At 71.9% G+C, this 21,841-nt stretch carries 17 protein-coding genes and 1 tRNA gene; 3 read left to right on the top strand and 15 right to left on the bottom strand.

Going from position 1 to position 21,841, the window contains the following annotated elements:
* Positions 1 to 187: 187 nt before the first annotated feature.
* From BX285_RS02715 to BX285_RS02725, 3 genes are all read right to left on the bottom strand, one after another.
* Positions 188 to 856, bottom strand: a complete 669-nt coding sequence (locus BX285_RS02715; protein WP_097236499.1) for a LuxR C-terminal-related transcriptional regulator — start codon at positions 854 to 856, stop codon at positions 188 to 190.
* A gap of 164 nt (positions 857 to 1,020) precedes the next feature.
* A tRNA-Thr gene (locus BX285_RS02720) sits at positions 1,021 to 1,093 on the bottom strand.
* A 95-nt stretch (positions 1,094 to 1,188) separates the two neighbouring features.
* Positions 1,189 to 1,575 (bottom strand): helix-turn-helix domain-containing protein, encoded by a 387-nt coding sequence (locus BX285_RS02725; RefSeq protein ID WP_097236500.1) that lies wholly within the window; start codon positions 1,573 to 1,575, stop codon positions 1,189 to 1,191.
* 178 nt (positions 1,576 to 1,753) lie between these two features.
* Here BX285_RS02725 and BX285_RS02730 point away from each other — a divergent pair, with 178 nt between their 5' ends.
* Positions 1,754 to 2,350 (top strand): flavodoxin family protein, encoded by a 597-nt coding sequence (locus BX285_RS02730; RefSeq protein WP_121174366.1) that lies wholly within the window; start codon positions 1,754 to 1,756, stop codon positions 2,348 to 2,350.
* 39 nt (positions 2,351 to 2,389) lie between these two features.
* Here BX285_RS02730 and BX285_RS02735 read toward each other — a convergent pair whose 3' ends face one another.
* The 5 genes from BX285_RS02735 to BX285_RS37070 all read right to left on the bottom strand — a co-directional run bounded on the left by BX285_RS02735 (position 2,390) and on the right by BX285_RS37070 (position 8,938).
* A complete protein-coding gene (locus BX285_RS02735; RefSeq protein WP_259470411.1) occupies positions 2,390 to 3,754 on the bottom strand; it encodes an MFS transporter in 1,365 nt (454 codons plus the stop codon).
* A gap of 179 nt (positions 3,755 to 3,933) precedes the next feature.
* A complete protein-coding gene (locus tag BX285_RS02740; protein WP_259470412.1) occupies positions 3,934 to 5,136 on the bottom strand; it encodes a S8 family serine peptidase in 1,203 nt (400 codons plus the stop codon).
* A gap of 169 nt (positions 5,137 to 5,305) precedes the next feature.
* Positions 5,306 to 6,634 (bottom strand): S8 family serine peptidase, encoded by a 1,329-nt coding sequence (locus BX285_RS02745; RefSeq protein WP_259470413.1) that lies wholly within the window; start codon positions 6,632 to 6,634, stop codon positions 5,306 to 5,308.
* Positions 6,635 to 6,761: 127 nt separating this feature from the next.
* Positions 6,762 to 8,402 carry a WXG100 family type VII secretion target gene (locus tag BX285_RS02750; protein WP_147465097.1) on the bottom strand — a complete coding sequence of 547 codons (1,641 nt, stop codon included), beginning with the start codon at positions 8,400 to 8,402 and terminating at the stop codon, positions 6,762 to 6,764.
* A 44-nt stretch (positions 8,403 to 8,446) separates the two neighbouring features.
* Positions 8,447 to 8,938, bottom strand: coding sequence for a hypothetical protein (locus BX285_RS37070; RefSeq protein WP_179852779.1), 492 nt, complete (start codon positions 8,936 to 8,938; stop codon positions 8,447 to 8,449).
* A 597-nt stretch (positions 8,939 to 9,535) separates the two neighbouring features.
* Between BX285_RS37070 and BX285_RS02760 the strand changes: the two genes are divergently transcribed.
* Positions 9,536 to 11,569 carry an FUSC family protein gene (locus tag BX285_RS02760; RefSeq protein ID WP_121174369.1) on the top strand — a complete coding sequence of 678 codons (2,034 nt, stop codon included), beginning with the start codon at positions 9,536 to 9,538 and terminating at the stop codon, positions 11,567 to 11,569.
* Between the two features lie 28 nt (positions 11,570 to 11,597).
* Here the strand turns inward: BX285_RS02760 and BX285_RS02765 are convergent, their stop codons facing one another.
* The 7 genes from BX285_RS02765 to rsmI form a co-directional block, all read right to left on the bottom strand.
* On the bottom strand, positions 11,598 to 13,433 hold the full coding sequence (locus BX285_RS02765; RefSeq protein ID WP_121174370.1) for an ABC-F family ATP-binding cassette domain-containing protein: 1,836 nt from the start codon (positions 13,431 to 13,433) through the stop codon (positions 11,598 to 11,600).
* 225 nt (positions 13,434 to 13,658) lie between these two features.
* A complete protein-coding gene (locus tag BX285_RS02770; protein WP_121174371.1) occupies positions 13,659 to 14,576 on the bottom strand; it encodes a 4-(cytidine 5'-diphospho)-2-C-methyl-D-erythritol kinase in 918 nt (305 codons plus the stop codon).
* Positions 14,573 to 15,490: a 16S rRNA (adenine(1518)-N(6)/adenine(1519)-N(6))-dimethyltransferase RsmA gene (gene rsmA, locus BX285_RS02775; RefSeq protein WP_121174372.1), complete on the bottom strand. Its 918-nt coding sequence runs from the start codon at positions 15,488 to 15,490 to the stop codon at positions 14,573 to 14,575. The genes BX285_RS02770 and rsmA overlap by 4 nt, the downstream gene beginning before the upstream one ends.
* A gap of 134 nt (positions 15,491 to 15,624) precedes the next feature.
* Positions 15,625 to 16,503, bottom strand: coding sequence for a TatD family hydrolase (locus BX285_RS02780; RefSeq protein WP_097236509.1), 879 nt, complete (start codon positions 16,501 to 16,503; stop codon positions 15,625 to 15,627).
* Positions 16,503 to 18,122, bottom strand: a complete 1,620-nt coding sequence (gene metG / locus BX285_RS02785; RefSeq protein ID WP_121174373.1) for a methionine--tRNA ligase — start codon at positions 18,120 to 18,122, stop codon at positions 16,503 to 16,505. The genes BX285_RS02780 and metG overlap by 1 nt, the downstream gene beginning before the upstream one ends.
* A 144-nt stretch (positions 18,123 to 18,266) precedes the next feature.
* Entirely contained in the window at positions 18,267 to 18,692 is a 426-nt protein-coding gene (locus BX285_RS37075; protein ID WP_179852780.1) for a hypothetical protein, read from the bottom strand.
* A gap of 327 nt (positions 18,693 to 19,019) precedes the next feature.
* On the bottom strand, positions 19,020 to 19,877 hold the full coding sequence (gene rsmI, locus BX285_RS02795) for a 16S rRNA (cytidine(1402)-2'-O)-methyltransferase (RefSeq protein ID WP_097236511.1): 858 nt from the start codon (positions 19,875 to 19,877) through the stop codon (positions 19,020 to 19,022).
* A gap of 106 nt (positions 19,878 to 19,983) precedes the next feature.
* Between rsmI and BX285_RS02800 the strand changes: the two genes are divergently transcribed.
* Entirely contained in the window at positions 19,984 to 21,837 is a 1,854-nt protein-coding gene (locus BX285_RS02800; protein WP_121174374.1) for a dolichyl-phosphate-mannose--protein mannosyltransferase, read from the top strand.
* Positions 21,838 to 21,841: the final 4 nt, after the last annotated feature.

A 21,841-nucleotide genomic window follows, 5' to 3' on the forward strand; every position in this document is an offset into this window, starting at 1 on the left:
TCCAGCGGGCGATGGTCGCGCGGACGGCGGGGCCATCGACGGAATGCGTACGACTCAGGCCATTCTCCCAATCCACCGGGGTGCTCCGGACCACGGAGGCGGTCGCGCGCAGGCTTTTCACCAAGTCCTCAGCCGCCGGACATCCCGCCCCTCGCGGGCGGCGGCCACCGGGCCCTGCGCCACGGCCTCAGCCGCCGGACATCCGCTCCAACAGGCCGGTGCGCGCCGCCACCGCGGCCGCCTCCAGGCGGGTCCGCGCGCCCAGTTTCATCAGCACCCGCTGGACGTGCGTCCGGGCCGTACTGGCCGCGATCCGCATCCCGGCGGCGATCGCCGCGGTGTCCTCGCCGTCCGCGATCCGGCCGAGCACCTGCACCTCACGGCGGGTCAGCAGCCGCAGCAGCCGGACCGCCTCGTCGTCGGGTTCGGCCTCCGGGCGCAGCAGTTGGTCGAAGGCCCCGCGCAGGATGTCCACCGCGACGGCGGCCTCGCCCGCCCTGGCCCGGCCGATGGCCCGCTCGACCACCTCGATCCGCTCGTCGCTGGGCACGTAGCCCGCCGCGCCGGCCGCGAACGCCGCGGCCACACCGCGCAGTTCACCCACCGGCCCGAGCACGATCACGGCCACCTCGGGGCGTTCCCGGCGGATCCGGCGCAGCCCGTCGAAGGCGCCCGCCTCGGCGGGCGCGGCTACGCCGAGCAGGCACACCTCGGGCCGGCGCCCGGCCACCAGATCGGCGGCGACCGCGGCCGGGCAACCGACCGCGAGCACCCGGTGACCGCGCAGCTGGAGCGCGGTGGCCAGGGCCTCGGCCAGCAACCGGTGGTCGTCCACCACCACGAGTCGAACGCCCATGACGCCCTCCCGGTCGGGGTCCGGCTCCCGCCCACACCCCACGGGCGGGCGGCCGATGACGCCCCATCACAGCGCATTCCGCACCCGACCCGCTAGGCCGTGACGCATCGACTGTCGATGGAAACGCGAAAGACCCCCGCCCTGAGGCGGGGGTCTTCCAGTTGAGCCCCCATGCGGAATCGAACCGCAGACCTTCTCCTTACCATGGAGACGCTCTACCGACTGAGCTATAGGGGCTTGCCGGGTTTTCACCGGGCCGGTCGAACAAGGAAGACATTACACGGCCGTGGGGCCGGAAGGGAAATCGGCCCCTCCTGCCCGCCGCTCCGGCCTCAGCCCTCGGCGTGCGCCGCGTCGAACTCCTCGCGGGCCGCCATCAGCCGGCCGGCGTGGCGCTCGGTCCACCGGCCGAGCGGCGCGACCAGCTCGGCCAGTTCGCGGCCCAGCGGCAGCAGGTCGTAGACCACCCGCGGCGGCGTCTCCGGGAAGACCGTACGGCGCACCAGGCCGTTGCGCTCCAGGTTGCGCAGGGACTGGGTGAGCATCTTGCGGCTGACCCCGCCGACCCCGCGCTGGAGTTCGGAGAAGCGCCGCGGGCCGCAGGCGGAGAGGCTCATCAGGATCAGCATCGACCACTTGTCGGCAAGCTCCGCGAACACCTCGCGACTGGGACAGAGCTGGGCGAACACGTCGTGCTCTGGCCGTTCCTGCGTCGTCATGCCATCCAGGGTAGCCCTTCGGTCTCCAATCCACCCTTGGTAACCAATAGAGACTTGGTCTATATTAGAGACCGCCGGACGGGCCTGGAGCAGGTTCGGTCCGCCGCAGTTCTCGCTGCGCCCGTGCCGCCCCGTCCTGTCCCTGCCCGCCCGCCCGCCCGTCCCCATGGAGTGCCGCATGACCGCCATCCGTCCGACCGTCGCCCTCGCCTACCACTCCGGCTACGGCCACACCGCCGTGATCGCCGAGGCCGTCGCCCGCGGCGCCGCCGACGCGGGCGCCGAGGTCGTCACGATCGCCGTCGACACCATCACCGAGGAGCAGTGGGCCCAGCTGGACGCCGCCGACGCGATCGTCTTCGGCTCCCCCACCTACATGGGCACCGCCTCCGGCGCCTTCCACGTCTTCGCCGAGGCCAGCAGCAAGCGCTGGTTCGCCGACGCCTGGAAGGACAAGGTCGCCGCCGGCTTCACCAACTCCGCCTCCAAGTACGGCGACAAGGCCGGCACCCTCGGCTTCTTCCAGACCCTCGCCGCCCAGCACGGCATGTCCTGGGTCAACCTCGGCCTCAAGCCCGGCTGGAACGCCACCACCGCCTCCGAGAACGACCTCAACCGCCTCGGCTTCTCCAGCGGCGCCGCTGCCTCCACCCCGGCCGACGCCGGCCCCGAGGCCGTCCACAAGGCCGACATCGCGACCGCCGAGCACCTGGGCGCCCGCGTCGCCGCGCACACCGCCATCGTCCTCGCCGGCCGCGCCGCCCTGGCCGGCTGACCCGGTCGGTCGACCCGCCCGCGCCGCCGCGCCCTGCGCCTACGCCGCCGGATCCGCCCCCCACAGGGGCGCCCGGCGGCGTCCGCCGTCCACCGCCCCCAACTCGGCACCCGTGGTCTCCGGCAGCAGCCGCAGACACCCCAGGGCCAGCACCCCCAGCCCGGCCAGGTACCAGCCCACCGGCTGCGCCGTCCCGTACGCCGCCATCAGCCGCGTCGCCACCAGCGGCGTCAACGCACCGCCGACCACACCGCCCAGGTTGTACGTCAGCGCCGCACCCGTGTAGCGCACCCGGGTCGGGAACAGTTCCGGCAGGAACGCCGCCACCGGCCCGAACATGCAGCCCAGCACCACCATCGCCCCCGCCAGCGCCACGAACATCAGCGGGCGGCTCACCGACTCCAGCAGCGGGAACAGCACCAGCGCCCAGCCGGCGGCCAGCCCCGTCGCCCACCGCAACGTCCGCCGCCGCCCCCACCGGTCACTGCGCTCGGCGCTCAGCCACACCGTCCCGGCCATCCCCACCGCGCCCACCAGCAGCATCGCCAGCACCAGCGTGCTCGCCACCCCGAGCCCCGAGGTCGCGTACGCCAGCGAGTACGTCGTGGTCAGGTAGAACAGCGCGTACCCCACGGGTGATCGCGCCCCCACCCGCCACCACCGGACGCCAGTGCTCCCGCACCACCTCCAGCACCGGCAGCCGCTCCCCGTGCGCCCCTTCTCCCCGCGCTCCTCCGTACGCTCCATCGCCCGGAACAGCGGCGACTCCTCGATCCGCAGCCGTACGAACAACCCCACCGCGACCAGCGCGAACGAGGCCAGGAACGGCACCCGCCAACCCCACGCACGGAACGCCCGCTCGCCCAAACCGAGTTGGAGCGCCAAGAACACCCCGTTCGCCAACACGAACCCGATCGTCGGCCCCAACTGCAGGAAGCCCCCGTACCGCCCCCGCCGGGCGGCCGGCGCGTTCTCCGCGATCAGCAGCGCCGCCCCGCCCCACTCCCCGCCCAACCCGACGCCCTGGCACACCCGCAACACCACCAGGACCGCCGGCGCCCACCACCCCCACGCCGCGAACCCCGGCAACAACCCCACCGCCGCCGTCGCCAACCCCATCAACAGCAGCGACACCACCAAGGTCGCCTTCCGCCCCACCCGGTCCCCGAAGTGCCCGAACACCACCGCCCCCAACGGCCGGGCCAGGAACGCCACCGCATACACCGAGAACGCCGCCAACAGCGCCCCCACCGCACCCAACCCGGGGAAGAACACCACCCCGAACACGAGCGCCGCCGCCGTGCCGTAAATGAAGAAGTCGTAGAACTCGATCGCCGTCCCGATCAGCGCCGCAGCCGCCGCCCGCCGCAACTGCCCTACCCGCCAAGCACCCTCCGCATCCATACCACCACCCTCACCACCAACCCCCTCCCCCACCAGCCCCCACCCGAGTGACCCCGGCGCACCCCCACCCACCCGGCGCCCCCTACCGCCGCCGCACCACCACGACCACCGGTACCGAGCCACCCGCCCCCGCTCGGCCACACCAGCCGGGGCGCCGTTACCGCCATGGAACGCTCGAACTACCTCGCGTACGGATTGTCCTCCGGCGGCACCAGCGGCTGGTACGGCGGCGGCACCGGCGGAACGGCGACCTCAGGCTGCACGGCCGACTTCCGCCGCCGCACCACCACGAACACCACACCGGCCACCAATACCAACCCGGCCACCACACCTGCCACGATCGGCAGCGAACTGCCCGACCCGGACGACGAATCAGCCTTCGGCTGCACCGGCGGCGCACCCACCGCGACATCGGTCGGACTCCCGGCCGCACTCGGCGCCGACGACACTGGCGCCGGTGCACTCGCCGATGCAGACGGAGCCGCCGACGGCGAAACCGCATCGGCCGGCAGCGGCGACACACCCGCCGGACCGGGATCGCCGGGATCCGTCAGCGCGACCCGAGGCCGAACCGCCCCCCACCCCGCATCATCCGTACGCTTGTCCCCACCGTTCGGCCTGCCCGCGGTGTTGATGAGCACCCGCAGAACCTGATTCGCTGTCCAGTCCTTGTGAACCGCCCAAACCAGCGCAGCCGAAGCGGAAACCAAAGCCGCCGCGTCCGACGTTCCATGGCTCTTGCAGTATTCCGTTTCCGAGGTGCAACCCGCGAGAATTTCATCGCCCGGAGCAGCCAGGGCAACGTGAGGTCCGGTTTCCGATTCAGCCGTAACGGTTCCCTGTCGGTCGATGGCCCCCACTCCGACTACGTTGGGCAGCCCACCCGGGTACGACATCAGGTTTCCGGACTGCGCCTTATTTCCGACGCTGGATACGACCAGGACACCCTTGGATCGCGCAGCAGCAAGAATTCTGTCCAGTTTATCCACATCACTCGGCATGGCCGTCACTGCAGCAATGCCCTGCGAGATGTTGATGACCTTCGCCCCTTGGTCTACGGCATAGTTGACAGCCTGTCCGATCTGGTCCAGGAAGTCGGCCGAAACGAGGGCACCGACAGACCCATTGTTGATCTTGAGTGGGAGGATCTTGGCTCCGGGCGCCAGACCGTAGGCGCCTGTTCCGCCCACGCCTTTGCCAGTACCCGCAATCAAGCTGGACATCTCCGTACCGTGTCCGTCGCCGAAGGTCCCCACCCCGCCGGGACTACCGCTGAAATCCTTGCCTGGCAGGAACTGTCCGACCAGGTCAGGATGGTCCAGTCGAAAGCCTCCGTCGATCACCGCGACAGTGACGCCCTGCCCTGTCGAGGTCTTCCACATCTCGGGAGCATGCATGGCGTCCAGGTGCCATTGCCGTGCGCGAACCGTCTCGTCCGCAGCCGCCGGCCCCGCCAATGCCCCCGCCACCCACAGACTCGCCACCCCAACGGCCACAAACCGCCGAGTCCAACGATTCCCCACCCGATCCCCCACCACAGAAGCGCCCCTACTACCTCGCGTACGGATTGTCCTCCGGCGGCACCGGCGGCTGGTACGACGGCGGCATCGGCTGATGCGGCGGCACCAGCGGAACAGCGGCCTCAGGCTGCACGGCCGACTTCCGCCGCCGCACCAGCACGAACACCACGCCGGCCACCAGCACCAACCCGGCAAGGACGCCCGCCACGATCGGCGCCGAACTACTCGACCCTGCCTTGGGCTCCACGGGCGGCGCACCCACCGCGACATCGGTCGGGCTCCCGGCCGCACTCGGCGCCGACGACACGGGCGCGGACGCACTCGCCGAAGCAGACGGAGCCGCCGACGGCGAAACCGCATCGGCCGGCAGCGGCGACACACCCGCCGGACCGGGATCGCCGGGATCCGTCAGCGCGACCCGAGGCCGAACCGCCCCCCACCCCGCACCGTCCGTGCGGCCGTCCCCACCATTCGACCGGCCAGCGGTGTTGATGAGCACCCGCAGCACCTGATTCGCTGTCCAGTCCTTGTGAACCGCCCAAACCAGCGCCGCCGAAGCGGAGACCAGGGCAGTCGCATCGGAGGTGCCATGGCTCTTGCAATAGCCGGTGGACGCCGTACAAGCAGCAATCACATCCATGCCAGGGGCCACGAGAGCGACCTGCGGCCCACGCTCGGACTCATCCGTCACGGTTCCGTTCCGGTCAACAGCCCCGACGCCGACCACATTCGGCAGACCACCCGGATACTCGACAATATTGCCCTGCTGCGCAGAATTCCCGACACTGGCGACCACGAGGACGCCCTTCGCGCGCGCATTTTCAAGGATTCGATTTATCTTGGCCACATCGTCTGACGTGGCGGTAACCGCAGATGTACCCTGCGAAATGCTGATGACCTTCGCACCCTGGTCGACCGCATAGCTGATCGCCTGGCCGATCTGATCGAGGAATTCGGCCGTGATGACAGTACCCTCAGATCCACTATTGATCTTCAGAGGTAGAATCTTCACACCAGGCGCAAGGCCGTAGGCGCCGTTCCCGGCTCGGTTCCTGCCCGTGCCCGCGATGAGGCTAGCCATTTCGGTGCCATGGCCGTTGCGGTCTACGCCCAAGCCACTGGAGCCACCGCTGAAATCCTTTCCCGGAAGAAACTGCCCGACCAGGTCCGGATGATCCAGTTTGAATCCTCCGTCGATGACCGCGACAGTGATTCCCTCGCCCTTCGAGACCTTCCACATCTCAGGGGCGTGCATGGCATCCAGGTGCCATTGATCAGCGCGGATCGAATCATCGGCAACCGCAGGCCCAGCAACCGGACCAGCAAGAATTCCTGCAGCCAGGAGCGCGGCTGAAAGCATCCGCCACCGACCTTGCTTCCGCCCCATCACAACTCCTCGTCAATCTGTCCACCCGACCGGGAAGCGTGCCCCGAACAAGCCTGCCCGGCCACTGGGAGAGCCCAGTGGCCGGGCAGTCGTTGCCGTCCTACTCAACCACGTCCGGGTTGCTCTGCGGCGTACCGCTGGTCCAGGTCTCCTCGTCCTCGTGGAGGTAGTCGGCCCGCTTGCGGCGGTCGCGTTCGTTGCGGCCTCCGTGGCCCGCCGCTCCGGGGGCCATCATGCCGTTCTGCCTGGACTGGGAACCGCCCTCCGCAGCTCCTGCCGCGGCCGCGCGGTTGCGCAGGCCCGTGCCGCCGGGCGTGAACTCCCCGCCGACGGCCGGTCCCTTGCGGCCGCCGACCGTGCCGCCTCTGGTCGAGGACAGACCCCGGCCACGCCCACCACCGCCGGAACCGACGGCTCCACCGCCATGCCCACCCATGCCGGGCTGCATGCCCATGCCGTTGGGCCCGCCGGCCCGGCCACCGCCCGGCCCCGCTTCGCGTCCGCCGAAGACCGTCCCGCTGGGCAAACCCGGGGTGCCGTTCTTCCCGGGGATCTGGCCGCCGCCGAAGGGAGCCGGACGGGGGGTGAAGCTACCGCCCTTGCCGGGCTGGTATCCGCCGCCACCGCCCTTGGCCTGCACCGAACCACCGCCGGGCCCGACCGGGAATCCGGGGACCGGGCCACCACCGGGGACACCAGGACCGCCGCCGGGCCCGTTGGGGCCGCTCGGGTAGACGGGTGTGGCGGTCGGACCACCGGTCGGCAGCGGGCCGCCTCCGGGACCGTACGGACCGGTCTGGGTCGGGAGGGTCGGCACGCTGTCCAGCCCCGTGCCGGGACGATTGACCGGGTCCGAGGGGTGGGACGGCGGGACGGAACCCGGATCCTGCGGGTTGGGGGGAACCTGGCCACCACCGTGCGGAGGAATGGGGGTGGTGTGCCCCGGACCGGACGGCCCGGTGGAACCCGACCCCGGGTTCTGCGGCGCGACCGACCCGCCGCCGTAGCTGCCTCCACCGGACGGGCTGTAGCTGCCTCCGACGCTACCGCCGCCCGTGCGAGGGCTACGGACGGAGCCGCTGTAGCCGCCGCCTCCGGAGCCTCCGTACTCCGTACTGGATGCCCTTGCCTTGTCATCCCCAGGCGTCCCCGGCAACGTCACGTCCTCGGGAATCCCGTTCAGCGTCGTCGTCGCCGCACTGTAAGCCTGGGCCAGGTTCACCACCTGATGGCTGGCTTCCTGGTGCTCCTTCTCGACCGTCGCCTTGGCCTGGTCGTACTCCGCCTTGCTCACCCAGCCGGAGCCCGGAACGGTCTTCATGTAATCGTCGACCGACTGACCGACGGCGAGCTTGGCCTGCACTCCGGCGGGAGTGGCCTGCCCCTCGTACTTGGCGACCACCTTCATCGCTTCCGTGGGAACCGGGGGCATCGCGACCTTGGCCGTGCTGAGTGCTTCACCGGCCTGGGTCATCGCACCGCCGGCGGTCGCCGAGTGCTGACCGATGATCGCCGCGGACTTGTACAGGTTTCCGACCCAGGCCTTGAAGTTCTCGGCCGCCGGGCCTTCCCAGTGGACCTGGCCGAGGTGCCCCTGCAGTGCCGTGCTGAGCTCGGTCAGAACACGACCGGCGTCCTGGAGCTGACCGGCTCGCTTCAACACCAAGTCCGGCTGCGTCGACACGACGAACTCCCTGAGTTCGGCGTGCTCCATGTCGTGGTACTTCGATTCTCCTGCCATGACCTGCTTCCCCGTCTCCCCGTGAGTCTCTCCCCGCAACGCCGTCAGAGGGTCGTCTTTTCCTTCGTCGTCGTCGGGCTGACCCCCGCGTTCTTCGCGACCGCGTTCTGATCGGCCGTCGTGTTGTCCTCGTTGGTCGAGTAGGTGCCCGCGGTCTTCGTGACCGCGTTCTGCATCGCCTCGATTTGGGCCTTGAAGTCCTTGTGGAACTTCACGAGCTGCGAGTGGACCTTGCCGTAGGCAGTGGTCAGAGCCACCGCCTCGGTGAACGATCCGGGATTGCCCCCGCTGACGAAGCTCGTCTGGGTCAGCTTCTGCTCTTCGAGCTTGTACGGCGCGGCCGCCGAGCCCTCCATCGCGGCGAGCAGCGCCTCGACCTTGGCAGCGAAGGCGGAGAGCGTCTGCAGCTCCACCTTGACGTCCTGCTTGCCGAAGGCCGCCACCAGGTCGTTGGCGCTGACGTTCGTCTGCGCGGTGCTGACGACGGGGGCGATGTTGATCGCGCCCCACGGCAACGGGATCTTCTTGTCCAGCATGAACGGCGTCGCGTCACCCGTCAGCCCCTGGGCGTTCGTGCCGTCCCCCGAGGAGCTGGGCGCGGGGCTGGAGGAGGGGGCCGGGCTCGCCGACGGGCTCGGCGTGGCGCTCGCCGACGGGCTGGGGGCGGGGCTCGGTGAAGGGCTCGGGGACGCGCTGGGCGTGGGTGTCCCCGACGAGCTCGGCGATGGGCTCGGGGACGGACTCGCCGAAGGACTTGCCGAAGGGGTCGGCGTCCCCGAACCCGATGCGCTATTTCCTGCCATAGCAGTTCACCTCTCCCCCGTTCGGCCGGCCGCCGCCCCGGGGTGTCCCCGGGTGGTGCCGTGCCGCAACACACCGTCAACTTCTGGGTCGTGCCGTCGTCGTACCGTCTTGGTCGGCGAACCGTCCGTCCTGAGGGCGGTTTTCGCCTCCGTCATCGTAGCCACCGCCTCTGTCGGCCGGGCAGGGCCCTTGGTCTGCCCGTACGCGATCGGTACGAACCCGACACGTACAACTCCCTACCCGCCCCTGGGTAGACTGCCCGGGTACGCCCCATCTGCCGCGCAATGTCGCACAGCAGCGACCCAAGGCCGCAGAACGGACGTGACCGCATGCCTTCCTCCGACGCCGCCTCCTGGTGGGCCCGCGCCGTACGGCCCGAGCGGCCGCCGTTGCCGTTGGCGCTGATGGTCCGGGCCGCGGTGGGGATGGCGGTGCCGCTGGCGGCGGGCCTGCTGCTGCACCGGCTGGATCTGGGGGTGTTCGCGGGCCTGGGTGCGATGCACGCGACGATGAACGACCGGGCCGAGCCGTCACGGTTGCGGGCGGCCCGGATCGGGACGGCCGTGCTCGCCTCCGCGCTCGGCATGCTGGTCGGTACGGCCCTGCAGCGCGCCGACGCGAACGGCCTGGCCCTCGGTGCGGCGTTGACGTCCACCGCCTTCGTCTCCGGCGCCTTGAGTGCGACGGGTCCGCGGGGTTCGGCGGCCGGGATGCTGCTGCTGGTGTCGGCGGCGCTGGGCAGTGGGATGCCGCTGCCGCACCCGTGGTGGGCGGCGGCGCCGATGATGCTCGTGGGCGCGGCGTTCGTGGTGCTGCTCGGGCTGCCGGCGGGTGTGCCGAGCCGGCCCGCCGCCGATCCGCGGGTCCGGGCGCTCGCGGCCGCGTACGACGCGCTCGGCCGTACGCTCGCCGATCTGGGCACCTCACGGGCGGCCGGCTCGCGCCAGGTGCTGACGGCCCGTCTGAACCAGCTCCAGGACCTCCTCCCGAACCGAACCGGAACCCGAACTCGGAGCCGGAACCGGAACCAGCACCAGACGCGGAGCCAGGACCAGTACGAAGCCGCCCTTGCCGCCACCGAGGCGGCGACCGGCCTGCTGTGGGCCCGTCGTGCCGTCCCGTCCGAGGTGGCCGCGGTGCCGCACCGCCTCGCGGCCGCCGTACGGCAGGGCGGCGGCGAGGTCGCCGTGCCGGACTGGCAGCCGGACACGCCCTCGCGGCAGGCCCTGGACGTGGCGCTGCGCGCCGCCGCCGACACGGTGGCGGGCCGGGAGGCGCGGCTCGGCACGGCGCCCGTGCCCCCGCCCGACCCCTGGCGGCTGCGGGTGCGGCTGCTGTCCCGGGGCTCGGTGCGGTACGGGCTGCGCGTGGCGTTGTGCATCGCGGTCGGCTCGGCGGTCACCGCCAACTTCCCGCTCAGCAAGAGCTACTGGGTGCCGATGACGATCGCCTTCGTGCTCAAGCCGGACCTCGGCTCGGTGTTCCTGCGCGCGGTGAGCCGTTCGCTCGGCACGGTGCTCGGGGTGGCGGTCACGGCGGCGCTGCTCGTGCTGACCACCGAGGAGTGGGCGCTGACCGCGATCGCCGCGCTGTGCGTGGCCCTGCTCCCGTACGCGACGGCGGCACACTACGGGTTGAACACCGTCGCGATGACGCCGATGGCGCTGGTCCTGCTCCAGTTGGGCGGCCAGAGCAGCGCGGCGGAGTTCTGGCCACGGGTCCTGGACACCGTCCTGGCCAGCGCGATCGTGCTGCTCTTCGGCTATCTGCTGTGGCCCGAGCGGCCGCGCCACCGGATCGAGCCCCGGCTGGTGGACGCGACGGGGGCGCTACGGGCCTACCTGGACGCCGTCACCGCCACGCGCACGCGCCCCGGAGACAACCTGAGCCCCGGAAACGACCGGAGCCCCGAAAACAGCCGGAGCCCCGAAATCAGCCAGAGCCCCGACAGCAGCACAGGCCGCACCGACCGCGTCGAGGTGTGGCTGCGCCGCACCGCCTACCGCTCGCTGGCGGAGGCCCGCCAGGAGGTGCGGCAGGGCCTGGCCGAGCCGCCGCCGACAGGGCGACTCGCGGAGCAGTGGCTGCCGGCGACGGCGGCGCTGGAGCGGCTGGGCGGCGCGGTGGCGGCGTTCGCGGCGCAGATCCGGTACGGCGGCCGGGTGCCGGACCCGGACGAGGTCGACCGGGTCCGCCGCGCGCTGGCCGAACTGACCGTCGCCGCCCGCGCCCACCGCCCACCGAGTGCTCCGACGGGCAGCACGACCGTCTCGGTCGACCGTCCGACCGAGCCGCACGACCCCACGCGCAGCGCGCTGGGCCGTGCGGCGGACGAACTCGAAGCGCTCCTCACCAACGGCTAGCGAACCAGCCGACCCGACTCGCTTCGACTCACACCTGCTCCGCCAGCTCCAACCAGCTCATCTCCAGCTCCTCCTTCTCCTCCCGGACCGCGCGCAGCTGCCCGTCCAGCTCCGCGACCTTGGAGAAGTCGGCGGCGTGCTCGGCGAGTTGGGTGTGCAGCTTGGACTCCTTCTCGTCCAGCTTGGCGATCTGCCGCTCCAGCTTCTGCATCTCCTTCTTCGCCGCCCGCAGGTCCCCGCCGGTCAGCCCCGACCCGGCCGCGCCGGCCGCCGCCGCCGAGGCGGCAGCGGCACCGGAAGCAGCGGCGGCGGCGGAAGCCGCCTCCGCAGCCATCCGGGCCCGCCGCTCCAGGTACTCGTCGACGCCGTTCGGCAGCATCCGCATCTTCTTGTCGCCGAGCAGCGCGTGGACGACGTCCGTGGTGCGCTCGATGAAGAAGCGGTCGTGGCTGATGACGATCATCGAGCCGGGCCAGCCGTCGAGCAGGTCCTCCAGCTGGTTCAGCGTCTCGATGTCCAGGTCGTTCGTCGGCTCGTCCAGGAACAGGACGTTGGGCTCGTCCATGAGCAGCCGCAGCAGCTGGAGGCGGCGGCGCTCGCCACCGGAGAGGTCACCGACCGGCGTCCACTGCTTGTCCTTGCCGAAGCCGAACTGCTCGCACAGCTGGCCGGCGCTCATCTCGCGGCCCTTGCCGAGGTCGACTCGCGAGCGGACCTGCTCGACGGCCTGCAGCACCCGGATCTCCGGGTCCAGTTCGGCGATCTCCTGCGACAGGTAGGCGAGCCGTACGGTCTTGCCGACCTTGATGATCCCGGAGGCGGGCTGCACGTCGCCCTCGCTGGTGTACGCGTCGCGCAGGGCGCGCAGCAGCGAGGTCTTGCCGGCGCCGTTGACGCCGAGCAGGCCGATCCGGTCGCCGGGGCCGAGCTGCCAGGTGAGGTTCTCCAGGAGCAGCTTGGGGCCGGCCTTGACGGTCACGCCCTCCAGGTCGAAGACGGTCTTGCCGAGCCGGGCGTTGGCGAACTTCATCAGTTCGGACTTGTCGCGCGGTTCCGGCACGTCGGCGATCAGCGCGTTGGCGGCCTCGATGCGGTAGCGCGGCTTGGAGGTGCGGGCGGGGGCGCCGCGGCGCAGCCAGGCGAGTTCCTTGCGGGCGAGGTTCTGGCGCTTCTGCTCCTCGACGGCTTCGACCCGGGTGCGCTCGGCGCGGGCGAAGACGTAGTCGGAGTAGCCGCCCTCGTACTCGTGGACGGTGCCGTGCTGGACGTCCCACATCCGGGTGCAGACCTGGTCGAGGAACCAGCGGTCGTGGGTGACGCAGACCAGCGCGGAGCGGCGCTTCTGGAGGTGCTGGGCGAGCCAGTTGATGCCCTCGACGTCGAGGTGGTTGGTGGGCTCGTCCAGGATGATGAGGTCGGGCGAGCCGAGCAGCAGCTTGGCGAGGGCGATCCGGCGGCGTTCGCCACCGGAGAGCGGGCCGATGACGGTGTCCAGGCCGTCGGCGAAGCCGGGGAGGTCGAGGCCGCCGAAGAGGCCTTCGATGATGTCGCGGATGCGGGCGTCGCCGAGCCATTCGTGGTCGGCCCGGTCGGCGATGACCTCGTGCCGGATGGTGGCTTTCGGGTCGAGCGAGTCGTGCTGGGTGAGGACGGCCGGCTGCAGGTTGCCGCTCCAGGTGATCCGGCCGCCGTCGGGCTCCTCCAGCTTGGCGAGCATCCGGATCAGGGTGGTCTTGCCGTCGCCGTTGCGTCCGACGACTCCGATCCGGTCGCCTTCGCTGACGCCGAGGCTGACCGCGTCCAGCAGGGTGCGGGTGCCGTAGACCTTCGTGACGGACTCGATGGTGGCGAGGTTGACGGCCACGTGTGCTGCGCTCCTGGGATCGGCGGTCGCGGGGCGGACGACCGGCCCCGTCTCGGGGACACCCCGATCTCCCCAGCCTAATGGGCTCGCGGCGACGGCCTCACCGCGCTCCCGGGGAGCGCGCCGGGCCACCACGGGAGCGAGCCGGGCCACCACGGGGAGCCCGGCCACCAGGTGAAGCCCGGGACGCCGCAGCAGGCCGAGGGACGCCGAGGGACGCCCCGCCTACGCCACGACCGAAGCCCCCGGCACCGGCCCGTACGTGACGTGCGCCGTCCGGCAGGTTCCTGAGGCCCGCAGCGCCTCGGCGACGGCAGCGGCCGCGTCGGCGTCCTTGGCGAGGAAGGCGCAGGTCGGCCCGGAGCCGGAGACGAGTGCCCCGAGCGCGCCGGCCTCGGTGCCGGCCCGCAGGGTGTCCGCGAGCGCGGGGCGCAGCGAGAGGGCGGCGGACTGGAGGTCGTTGGCGAGCGCGGCGGCCAGGGCGACGGCATCGCCCTCGGCGAGTGCCGCGAGCAGCGCCGGGTCGGCGTCGGGGGTGGGGACGTCGGTGTCGCTGGAGCCGGTGCCGGCTTCCTCGCGCAGCCGGTCGCACTCGCGGAAGACGGCAGGGGTGGACAGGCCGCCGTCGGCGACCGCGAAGACCCAGTGGAAGGTGCCCTCGACGGCCAGCGGGTCCAGGATCTCGCCCCGGCCGCGGCCCAGCGCGACGCCGCCGAGCAGGGCGAACGGCACATCCGACCCGAGCTCGGCGGCCAGCTCCAACAGGGTCTCGACCGGGGTGTCGAGCTGCCACAGCGCGTCGCAGGCGACCAGGGCCGCCGCGCCGTCGGCGCTGCCGCCGGCCATGCCGCCGGCCACCGGGATGGCCTTGGCGATGTGCAGGTGCACGCCGGGGTCGGCGATGCCGTGGTGGGCGGCGAGCAGCCGGGCGGCGCGGGCGGCGAGGTTGCTGTCGTCGAGCGGGACGACGGCGGCGTCCGGTCCGGTGCAGGAGAGCGTGACGCCCTCCCCTGCCGTCGCGGTGACCTCGTCACCGAGGGCGACGGCGAAGAAGACGTTGGCCAGGTCGTGGAAACCGTCGGCGCGCAGTCCGCCGACGCCGAGCTGGACGTTGACCTTGGCCGGGACCCGTACGGTGATCACTCACTGTCCTTCGCGGGCTTGCGCTCGGGCTTGTGCTCGGGCTTGTGCTCGGGCTTGTGCTCGGCGATCGCGGCGAACTGCTCCACCGTCAGCATCTCGCCGCGCAGCTTGTGGTCGATCCCGGCAGCGGCGAGGGCCTGCTCGGCGCCGGCGGGGGAGCCGGCCCAGCCGGCCAGGGCGGCACGCAGGGTCTTGCGCCGCTGGGCGAACGCAGCGTCGACCACCGCGAACACCTCCTCGCGGCTGGCGGTGGTCTTCGGGGGCTCGCGGCGGATCAGCGAGACCAGCCCGGAGTCGACGTTGGGGGCGGGCCAGAACACGTTCCGCCCGATGGCACCGGCCCGCTTCACCTCGGCGTACCAGTTGGCCTTGACCGACGGGACGCCGTACACCTTGTTGCCGGGCTTGGCGGCGAGCCGGTCGGCGACCTCGCTCTGCACCATCACCAGGGTCCGCTCGATGCTGGGGAAGGTCGCCAGCATGTGCAGCAGGACGGGCACGGCCACGTTGTACGGGAGGTTGGCGACCAGCGCGGTGGGGGCCGGCCCGGGCAGCTCGGTGACCTCCATGGCGTCACTGAACACCAGGTCGAAGCTGTCCGCCTTGCCGGGCATCCGGGCCGCGACGGTGTCCGGCAGGTGCTGTGCGAGCACCGGGTCGATCTCGACGGCGGTGACGTGCTTCGCCACCTCAAGCAGCGCGAGCGTCAGCGACCCGAGCCCGGGCCCGACCTCGACGACCGCGTCCTCCCCGGTCACCCCGCCCGCCCGGACGATCCGCCGCACGGTGTTGCCGTCGATGACGAAGTTCTGCCCGCGCTGCTTGGTCGGCTTCACGCCGAACGCGGCCGCCAGCTCGCGGATGTCGGCGGCGCCCAGCAGGTGGCTGTCAGGGGTGGGGTCGGTGGTGCTCACGCGCCAAGGATACGGGCGCGGGCGGGGCTCAGAGTTCGACCAGGGCCGCCAGGTCGATCTCCACCGGGTACGGCACCGAAGTGCGGAGCACTCCCTCGTGCTGCGCGACGGGCAGGCCCTGGGTGCCGGGTAGATCAGTACCCGAAGGCCCGCGCTGTGTTCTCGGCGATGGCCGTCGACAGCTCGTCCTCGTGCAGCCCCAGGGTGGCGGCCATCGAGCGCACCGTGACCGGGATCAGGTACGGGGCGTTGGGCCGGCCGCGGTAGGGGTGCGGGGTGAGGAAGGGGGCGTCGGTCTCGACCAGGATGCGGTCGAGCGGGGTGGCGAGCAGGGCGTCCCGCAGCGGCTGGTTGGCCTTGAAGGTGACCGGGCCTGCGAAGGAGAGGTACCAGCCGTGCTCGGCGCAGGTCTTGGCCATCGTGGCGTCGCCGGAGTAGCAGTGGAAGACGGTCCGCTCGGGGGCGCCCTCCTCCAGCAGGACGGCGATGACGTCCTCGTGGGCGTCCCGGTCGTGGATGACCAGGGCCTTGCCGTGCCGCTTGGCCATCTCGATGTGGCGGCGGAACGACTCCTTCTGGATCTCCACGCCCTCGGGCCCGGTCCGGAAGTAGTCCAGTCCGGTCTCGCCGACGGCCCGGACCTGCGGCAGGGCGGCGAGCCGGTCGATCTCGGCGAGGGCTTCGTCGAGTGCGGCGGCGCCGCCGGCCTTGCGCTGCTGTCCGGACCAGCCGTCCGCGTCGCCGAGGAAGATCCGCGGCGCCTCGTTGGGGTGCAGGGCGACGGCCGCGTGCACCTGCTCGTACTGGGCCGCCAGGTCGGCGGCCCAGCGCGAGCCGGGCACGTCGCAGCCCACCTGGACGACCGTGGTGACGCCGACCGAGGCGGCCCGGGCCAGGCCCTCGGCCGGGGTACCGGACTGCATGTCGAGGTGGGTGTGCGAGTCGGCCACCGCCACTGCCAGGGGTTCCGGCAGCGGCGGCGGGGTCGACCGGTCGTCGTCCTTGGCGGCCATCAGGCGGCGGGCTTCTCTTCGAGGCGCGGGAAGAGGATCTCGCCCTTGGTGACGGTGACGCCGGCGGGCAGCCGGCCCCAGTCGGCGACGGTGGCGACGGTCTGCGCGGACAGCGCACCCAGCTCGGCCTCGGCGCCCAGGGAGGCCCACAGCTTCTCGGCGGTGGACGGCATCACCGGGTTGAGCAGGACGGCGGTGGCGCGCAGCGACTCGGCGGCGGCGTAGAGGATGGTCGCGAGGCGCGCCCGGCCCTCCTCCGACTCGTCCTTGGCGACCTTCCAGGGCTCCTGCTCGGTGATGTAGCCGTTGACCTGCTTGACGAACTCGAAGATCGCCGCGAGGCCGCCGGCGAAGTCCAGCTCCTCGCCGATCTTCCAGTCGGCCGCCTCGACGGCCTTGGCCAGCCCGTCCTTCAGGGCCTGCTCGGCCTCGCCGTCGGCCGTGGCGGCCGGCAGCACGCCGCCGAAGTACTTGCCGACCATCGCGGCGGCCCGGGAGGCGAGGTTGCCGAAGTCGTTGGCGAGCTCGGAGGTGTAGCGGGCGCTGAAGTCCTCCCAGGAGAACGAGCCGTCCGTGCCGAACGGGATCGCCCGCAGGAAGTAGTAGCGGTAGGCGTCCACGCCGAAGTGCGAGGTCAGGTCGGTGGGCGCGATGCCGGTCAGGTTCGACTTGGACATCTTCTCGCCGCCGACCATCAGCCAGCCGTTGGCGACGACCCGCTTGGGCAGCGGCAGCCCGGCGGCCATCAGCATGGCGGGCCAGATGACGGCGTGGAAGCGCAGGATGTCCTTGCCGACCAGGTGCACGGAGGCGGGCCACAGCTCGGCGAAGCGCTCCGGGTCGCTGCCGTAGCCGGCCGCGGTGATGTAGTTCTGCAGCGCGTCCACCCACACGTAGAGGACGTGCTTCTCGTCCCAGGGCAGCGGCACGCCCCAGTTGAAGGTGGAGCGGGAGATCGAGAGGTCCTTCAGGTCCTGCTCGACGAAGCGCAGCACCTCGTTGCGGGCCGAGGCCGGCTGGATGAAGTCGGGGTTCGCGGCGTAGAACTCCAGCAGCTTGGGGCCGTACGCGGAGAGGCGGAAGAAGTAGTTCTCCTCCTCCAGCCACTCGACGGGCTTCTTGTGGACGGAGCAGAGCTTCTCGTCCGCGGTGGCGCCGTCGAGCAGTTCGGCCGGGAGCTTGAACTCCTCGCAGCCGACGCAGTAGGGGCCGGAGTAGCCGCCCTTGTAGATCTCGCCCTTGTCGTACAGGTCCTGGACGAACTCCTGCACCCGGTCGGTGTGGCGCTGCTGGGTGGTGCGGATGAAGTCGTCGTTGGCGATCTCCAGGTGCTCCCAGAGCGGCTTCCAGGCCTCTTCGACCAGCTTGTCGCACCACTCCTGCGGGGTGACGCCGTTCGCCTCGGCGGTCCGCATGATCTTCTGACCGTGCTCGTCGGTGCCGGTCAGGTACCACACCTTCTCGCCGCGCTGGCGGTGCCAGCGGGTGAGGACGTCGCCCGCCACGGTGGTGTACGCGTGGCCCAGGTGCGGGCGATCGTTGACGTAGTAGATCGGGGTGGAAACGTAGTACGCCGGGGCGTTCGCCCCGGTGGTGCTGTGGTCTGCAGTGGCCGCCATGGTCGGAAAGCTTAGTCGGGCCCGCGGACCGCCCTCGACCGAGTTGTTTCCCGGCCGGGGGACGGTCCGTCCGGTCTCCTGCGGTCCGCCCGCGTCCTGCGGTGCGGGCCGGGTAACCGGGGCCCGCACCGGCAGCTGCGACCGTCAGCCCAGCAGCCGCGCCCAGAACCGGGCCCAGCGGCCGCGCGGCTCGGCGGGCGCGGGGGCCGGGACCGGCTCGGCCGGCTCCGCGTGCGCCGGGTAGCCGGGGGCGTGCTGCCAGGGCTGGTCGGCGGAGGCGACCCGGCCCTCGCGCATGATCCGGACGGTGTGGCCACCGCACCCCGGGCAGGTCGGCTTGAGCAGCGGGGACGGCACCCGGACGCCGTTGGCGTGGTACTCGAACACGACGTGCCCGTCGTTGGCCACGTGGTGCTCGATGTCGTACGCCTGCTCCCACCCGTACCCGCAGCGCAGGCAGGCGAAGGAGTAGGCCTCCCGTACGGTCTCGACGGGAGTGTGCGCCCGCCCGGCCAGGCCGGCGGTGCTCAGTGCGCTGCCATTGCGGGGGCTACCGATCGTCTCGCTCATAGCCGTCTCCCAGCGCCCGCCGGGCGCTCGCCCGGCTGGGTCTTTCCCTTTCAGGAAATGCCCGGACCGCCTCGGCCGACGCCCCACTTGTGAAGACTTGGATGCGGGTTGGGAAGTCCTATACGAAGGGCCTCCCGGGAGCCGAAAACCGCGACCGAAACTTCAGCTCAGCGGGCGTTTACCGGGGCCTTCCCTCAAAGGTACGACGCCCCGTGCGCGACGCAACCCCCCGAATTCACCGCTCCTTCGGCCCCCGTCCAGGCCTTCCCCCAAGCGTCCCCCAGGCCTCCGTCCAGGCTTCCCGCGGGCCTTCCCGCACGTGTCCCCTCAGGCCTTCCCCAGGCCTTCCTTCTTCGCTGCCACCACCGCGTCGAAGACCTCCCGCTTGGGCAGCGAGAGTTCGACCGCGACGGCCGCGATGGCCTCCTTGCGCCGTTCCCCGGCCTCCTCCCGCAGGGCGACCAGCCGGGCCAGCTCGGCCGGGGTCAGCTCCTGCGGCGCGGCCGGCGGGGCGCCCGCGACCACGACGGTGATCTCGCCCTTGACGCCCTCCGCCGCCCAGGCGGCCAGCTCGCCGATCGGCCCGCGCTTGACCTCCTCGTAGGTCTTGGTGAGCTCGCGGCAGACGGCGGCCGGGCGCTCCGGCCCGAAGGCCTCGGCCATCGCGGCCAGGGCCTCGGCGATCCGGTGCGGCGCCTCGAAGAAGACCATGGTGCGCGGCTCGGCGGCGATGGAGGCGAGCTGCCGGGCGCGGTCGCCGGTCTTGCGCGGCAGGAAGCCCTCGAAGGTGAAGCGGTCGACGGGCAGGCCGGATAGGGCGAGCGCGGTGAGCACCGCGGACGGCCCGGGCACCGCGGTGACCTTGACCTCGGCCTCGACGGCCGCGGCGACCAGCCGGTAGCCGGGGTCGGACACCGAGGGCATGCCCGCGTCGGTGACCAGCAGCACCCGGGCGCCGCCGAGCAGCGCCTCGACCAGTTCGGGGGTGCGGCCCACCTCGTTGCCCTCGAAGTACGAGACGACGCGTCCGGCCGGGGTCACCCCGAGGGCCTGGGTGAGCCGGCGCAGCCGCCGGGTGTCCTCGGCCGCGATCACGTCGGCCGTGGCCAGTTCGTGGACCAGCCGGGGCGGGGCGTCCGAGACGTCGCCGATGGGGGTGCCTGCGAGAACGAGTACTCCTGTCACGGGCCCCATCCTTCCAGCTACCGGCGGTGCGGGGCGTTTGGTGACGATTCGGTCAGCTTCCGAGGGAGCGGACACGTGTGCGAAGAGCGCCCCTACGATGTGGCGGATGAACGGCGACAAGGCGGCGCAGACGCCCACTGGTACGGACCACTCCGCGCGGGGCGGCGCCGGCCTGCCGTCTCCCCGCCCACCGGAGCCCGCCGTCGCCACCGTCCCCGCACCCCCGGCAGCCCCGCCGGCCCCGGCGGTTCCCCCGGCCCCTCCGACCCCTCCGGCCCCCGGCTGGCGCGAGCGCCTGGCCCGCCACGGCTACCTCGCCCGCCCGACGGCGCCGCTGGCCGAGCGCCTGGTGCCGCCGATGCCGGACGGCCCGCGGGTGACGCCGCGCGACGTGCCGCAGTCCCCGCTGCTGCTGCGCCTGGGCATCTCGCTGCCGCAGGACCTCTGGTACTTCCTGTGCCGCTGGTCCGGCTGGCTGGGCCCGATCGCGGTGGCGCTGTTCGCCGGGGCCCTGCGGTTCACCGACCTCGGTCAGCCGCACGCGATCATCTTCGACGAGACGTACTACGCCAAGGACGCCTACGCGCTCTGGCACGGCGGCTACGAGATCAGCTGGCCGGAGGACGCCAACACGACGATCATGACGCCGGGCGCGGCCGTCCCGTACCGGTCGACGCCCTCGTACGTGGTGCATCCACCGGTCGGCAAGTGGATCATCGGCGTGGGCGAGCAGCTGTTCGGGATGAACCCCTTCGGCTGGCGCTTCGCGGTGGCCCTGCTCGGCACCCTGTCGGTGCTGATGCTGGCCCGGATCGCCCGCCGGATGTTCCGCTCGACCCTGCTGGGCTGCGTGGCGGGCCTGCTGCTCTCGGTGGACGGCCTGCACCTGGTGCTGAGCCGGGCCGCCCTGCTGGACCTGGTGGTGATGTTCTGGATCGTCGCCGCCTTCGGCTTCCTGCTGCTGGACCGCGACCGCACCCGGGCCCTGCTGGCCTCGCGGCTCGGCGGGGTGGAGAACGCGGAGCTCGCCCAGCGGCTGAACCTGGGCTGGCGCCCGTACCGGATCGCGGCCGGCGTCTGCGTCGGGCTGACCTGCGCCACCAAGTGGAGCGGCCTGTACGTGGCGGCCGCCTTCGGCGTGCTGACCGTGCTCTGGGACGTCGGCGCCCGCCGGCTGGCCGGGGCCCCGCGGCCGTACCTGGCGGTGCTCGCCCGGGACGTCGTGCCGGCCTTCGTCTCGGTCGTCGTGGTCTCGGTGGTCGTCTACGTCGCGTCCTGGTGGGGCTGGTTCGCCAGCAGCACCGCCCCCGGGAAGGGCGGCTGGGGCCGTGACTGGGCGGTCGGCCGCTCCACCGACTACCCGTGGATACCCGAGGGCCTGCGCGCCCTGTGGCACTACCACTCGACGGTCTACGAGTTCCACACCCACCTGAGCGACCCGCACACCTACCAGTCCAACCCGTGGTCCTGGCTGGTGCTGGGCCGGCCGGTCTCCTTCTACTACGAGTCCCCCAAGCTGGGCCAGGCCGGCTGCACCGCCGCCGACTGCGCCCGCGAGGTGCTGGGCATCGGCACCCCGCTGCTCTGGTGGACGGCCGTGGTGGCCCTGGTCTACTGCCTGTGGCGCTGGGCGTTCCGGCGGGACTGGCGGGCCGGCGCACTGCTGTGCGGCCTGGCCGCGGGCTACCTGCCCTGGTTCGCCTACCAGCAGCGGACGATCTTCCTGTTCTACGCGGTGGTCTTCGTCCCGTTCCTGGTGCTCGCGGTGACGATGCTGGTCGGCGCCCTGATCGGCCCGCCCGGCGCCTCCCGGGACCGCCGGATCATCGGCGCCACGGCGGCCGGCCTGCTGGTGCTGCTGATCGTCTGGAACTTCCTGTTCTTCTTCCCGCTGTTCACCGGGCAGACGATCCCGCTGGAGGACTGGCGCCGCCGGATGTGGTTCAACAGCTGGATCTGACGGC

It is taken from the genome of Streptomyces sp. 1114.5, assembly GCF_003635085.1.
In the GTDB taxonomy this organism is placed as follows: Bacteria; Actinomycetota; Actinomycetes; order Streptomycetales; family Streptomycetaceae; genus Kitasatospora.

Excerpts from the sequence above, each read along its gene's own strand:
- metG (WP_121174373.1), bottom strand. The coding sequence starts at position 18,122 with ATGGCGGCCACTGCAGACCACAGCACCACCGGGGCGAACGCCCCGGCG.
- BX285_RS37070 (WP_179852779.1), bottom strand. The coding sequence starts at position 8,938 with ATGCTGGACAAGAAGATCCCGTTGCCGTGGGGCGCGATCAACATCGCC.
- BX285_RS02730 (WP_121174366.1), top strand. The coding sequence starts at position 1,754 with ATGACCGCCATCCGTCCGACCGTCGCCCTCGCCTACCACTCCGGCTAC.
- BX285_RS02780 (WP_097236509.1), bottom strand. The coding sequence starts at position 16,503 with ATGGCCGCCAAGGACGACGACCGGTCGACCCCGCCGCCGCTGCCGGAA.
- BX285_RS02725 (WP_097236500.1), bottom strand. The coding sequence starts at position 1,575 with ATGACGACGCAGGAACGGCCAGAGCACGACGTGTTCGCCCAGCTCTGT.
- BX285_RS02735 (WP_259470411.1), bottom strand. The coding sequence starts at position 3,754 with ATGGATGCGGAGGGTGCTTGGCGGGTAGGGCAGTTGCGGCGGGCGGCG.
- BX285_RS02715 (WP_097236499.1), bottom strand. The coding sequence starts at position 856 with ATGGGCGTTCGACTCGTGGTGGTGGACGACCACCGGTTGCTGGCCGAG.
- BX285_RS37075 (WP_179852780.1), bottom strand. The coding sequence starts at position 18,692 with ATGAGCGAGACGATCGGTAGCCCCCGCAATGGCAGCGCACTGAGCACC.
- BX285_RS02745 (WP_259470413.1), bottom strand. The coding sequence starts at position 6,634 with ATGCTTTCAGCCGCGCTCCTGGCTGCAGGAATTCTTGCTGGTCCGGTT.
- BX285_RS02800 (WP_121174374.1), top strand. The coding sequence starts at position 19,984 with ATGAACGGCGACAAGGCGGCGCAGACGCCCACTGGTACGGACCACTCC.
- BX285_RS02760 (WP_121174369.1), top strand. The coding sequence starts at position 9,536 with ATGCCTTCCTCCGACGCCGCCTCCTGGTGGGCCCGCGCCGTACGGCCC.
- BX285_RS02740 (WP_259470412.1), bottom strand. The coding sequence starts at position 5,136 with ATGTGGAAGACCTCGACAGGGCAGGGCGTCACTGTCGCGGTGATCGAC.
- BX285_RS02750 (WP_147465097.1), bottom strand. The coding sequence starts at position 8,402 with ATGGCAGGAGAATCGAAGTACCACGACATGGAGCACGCCGAACTCAGG.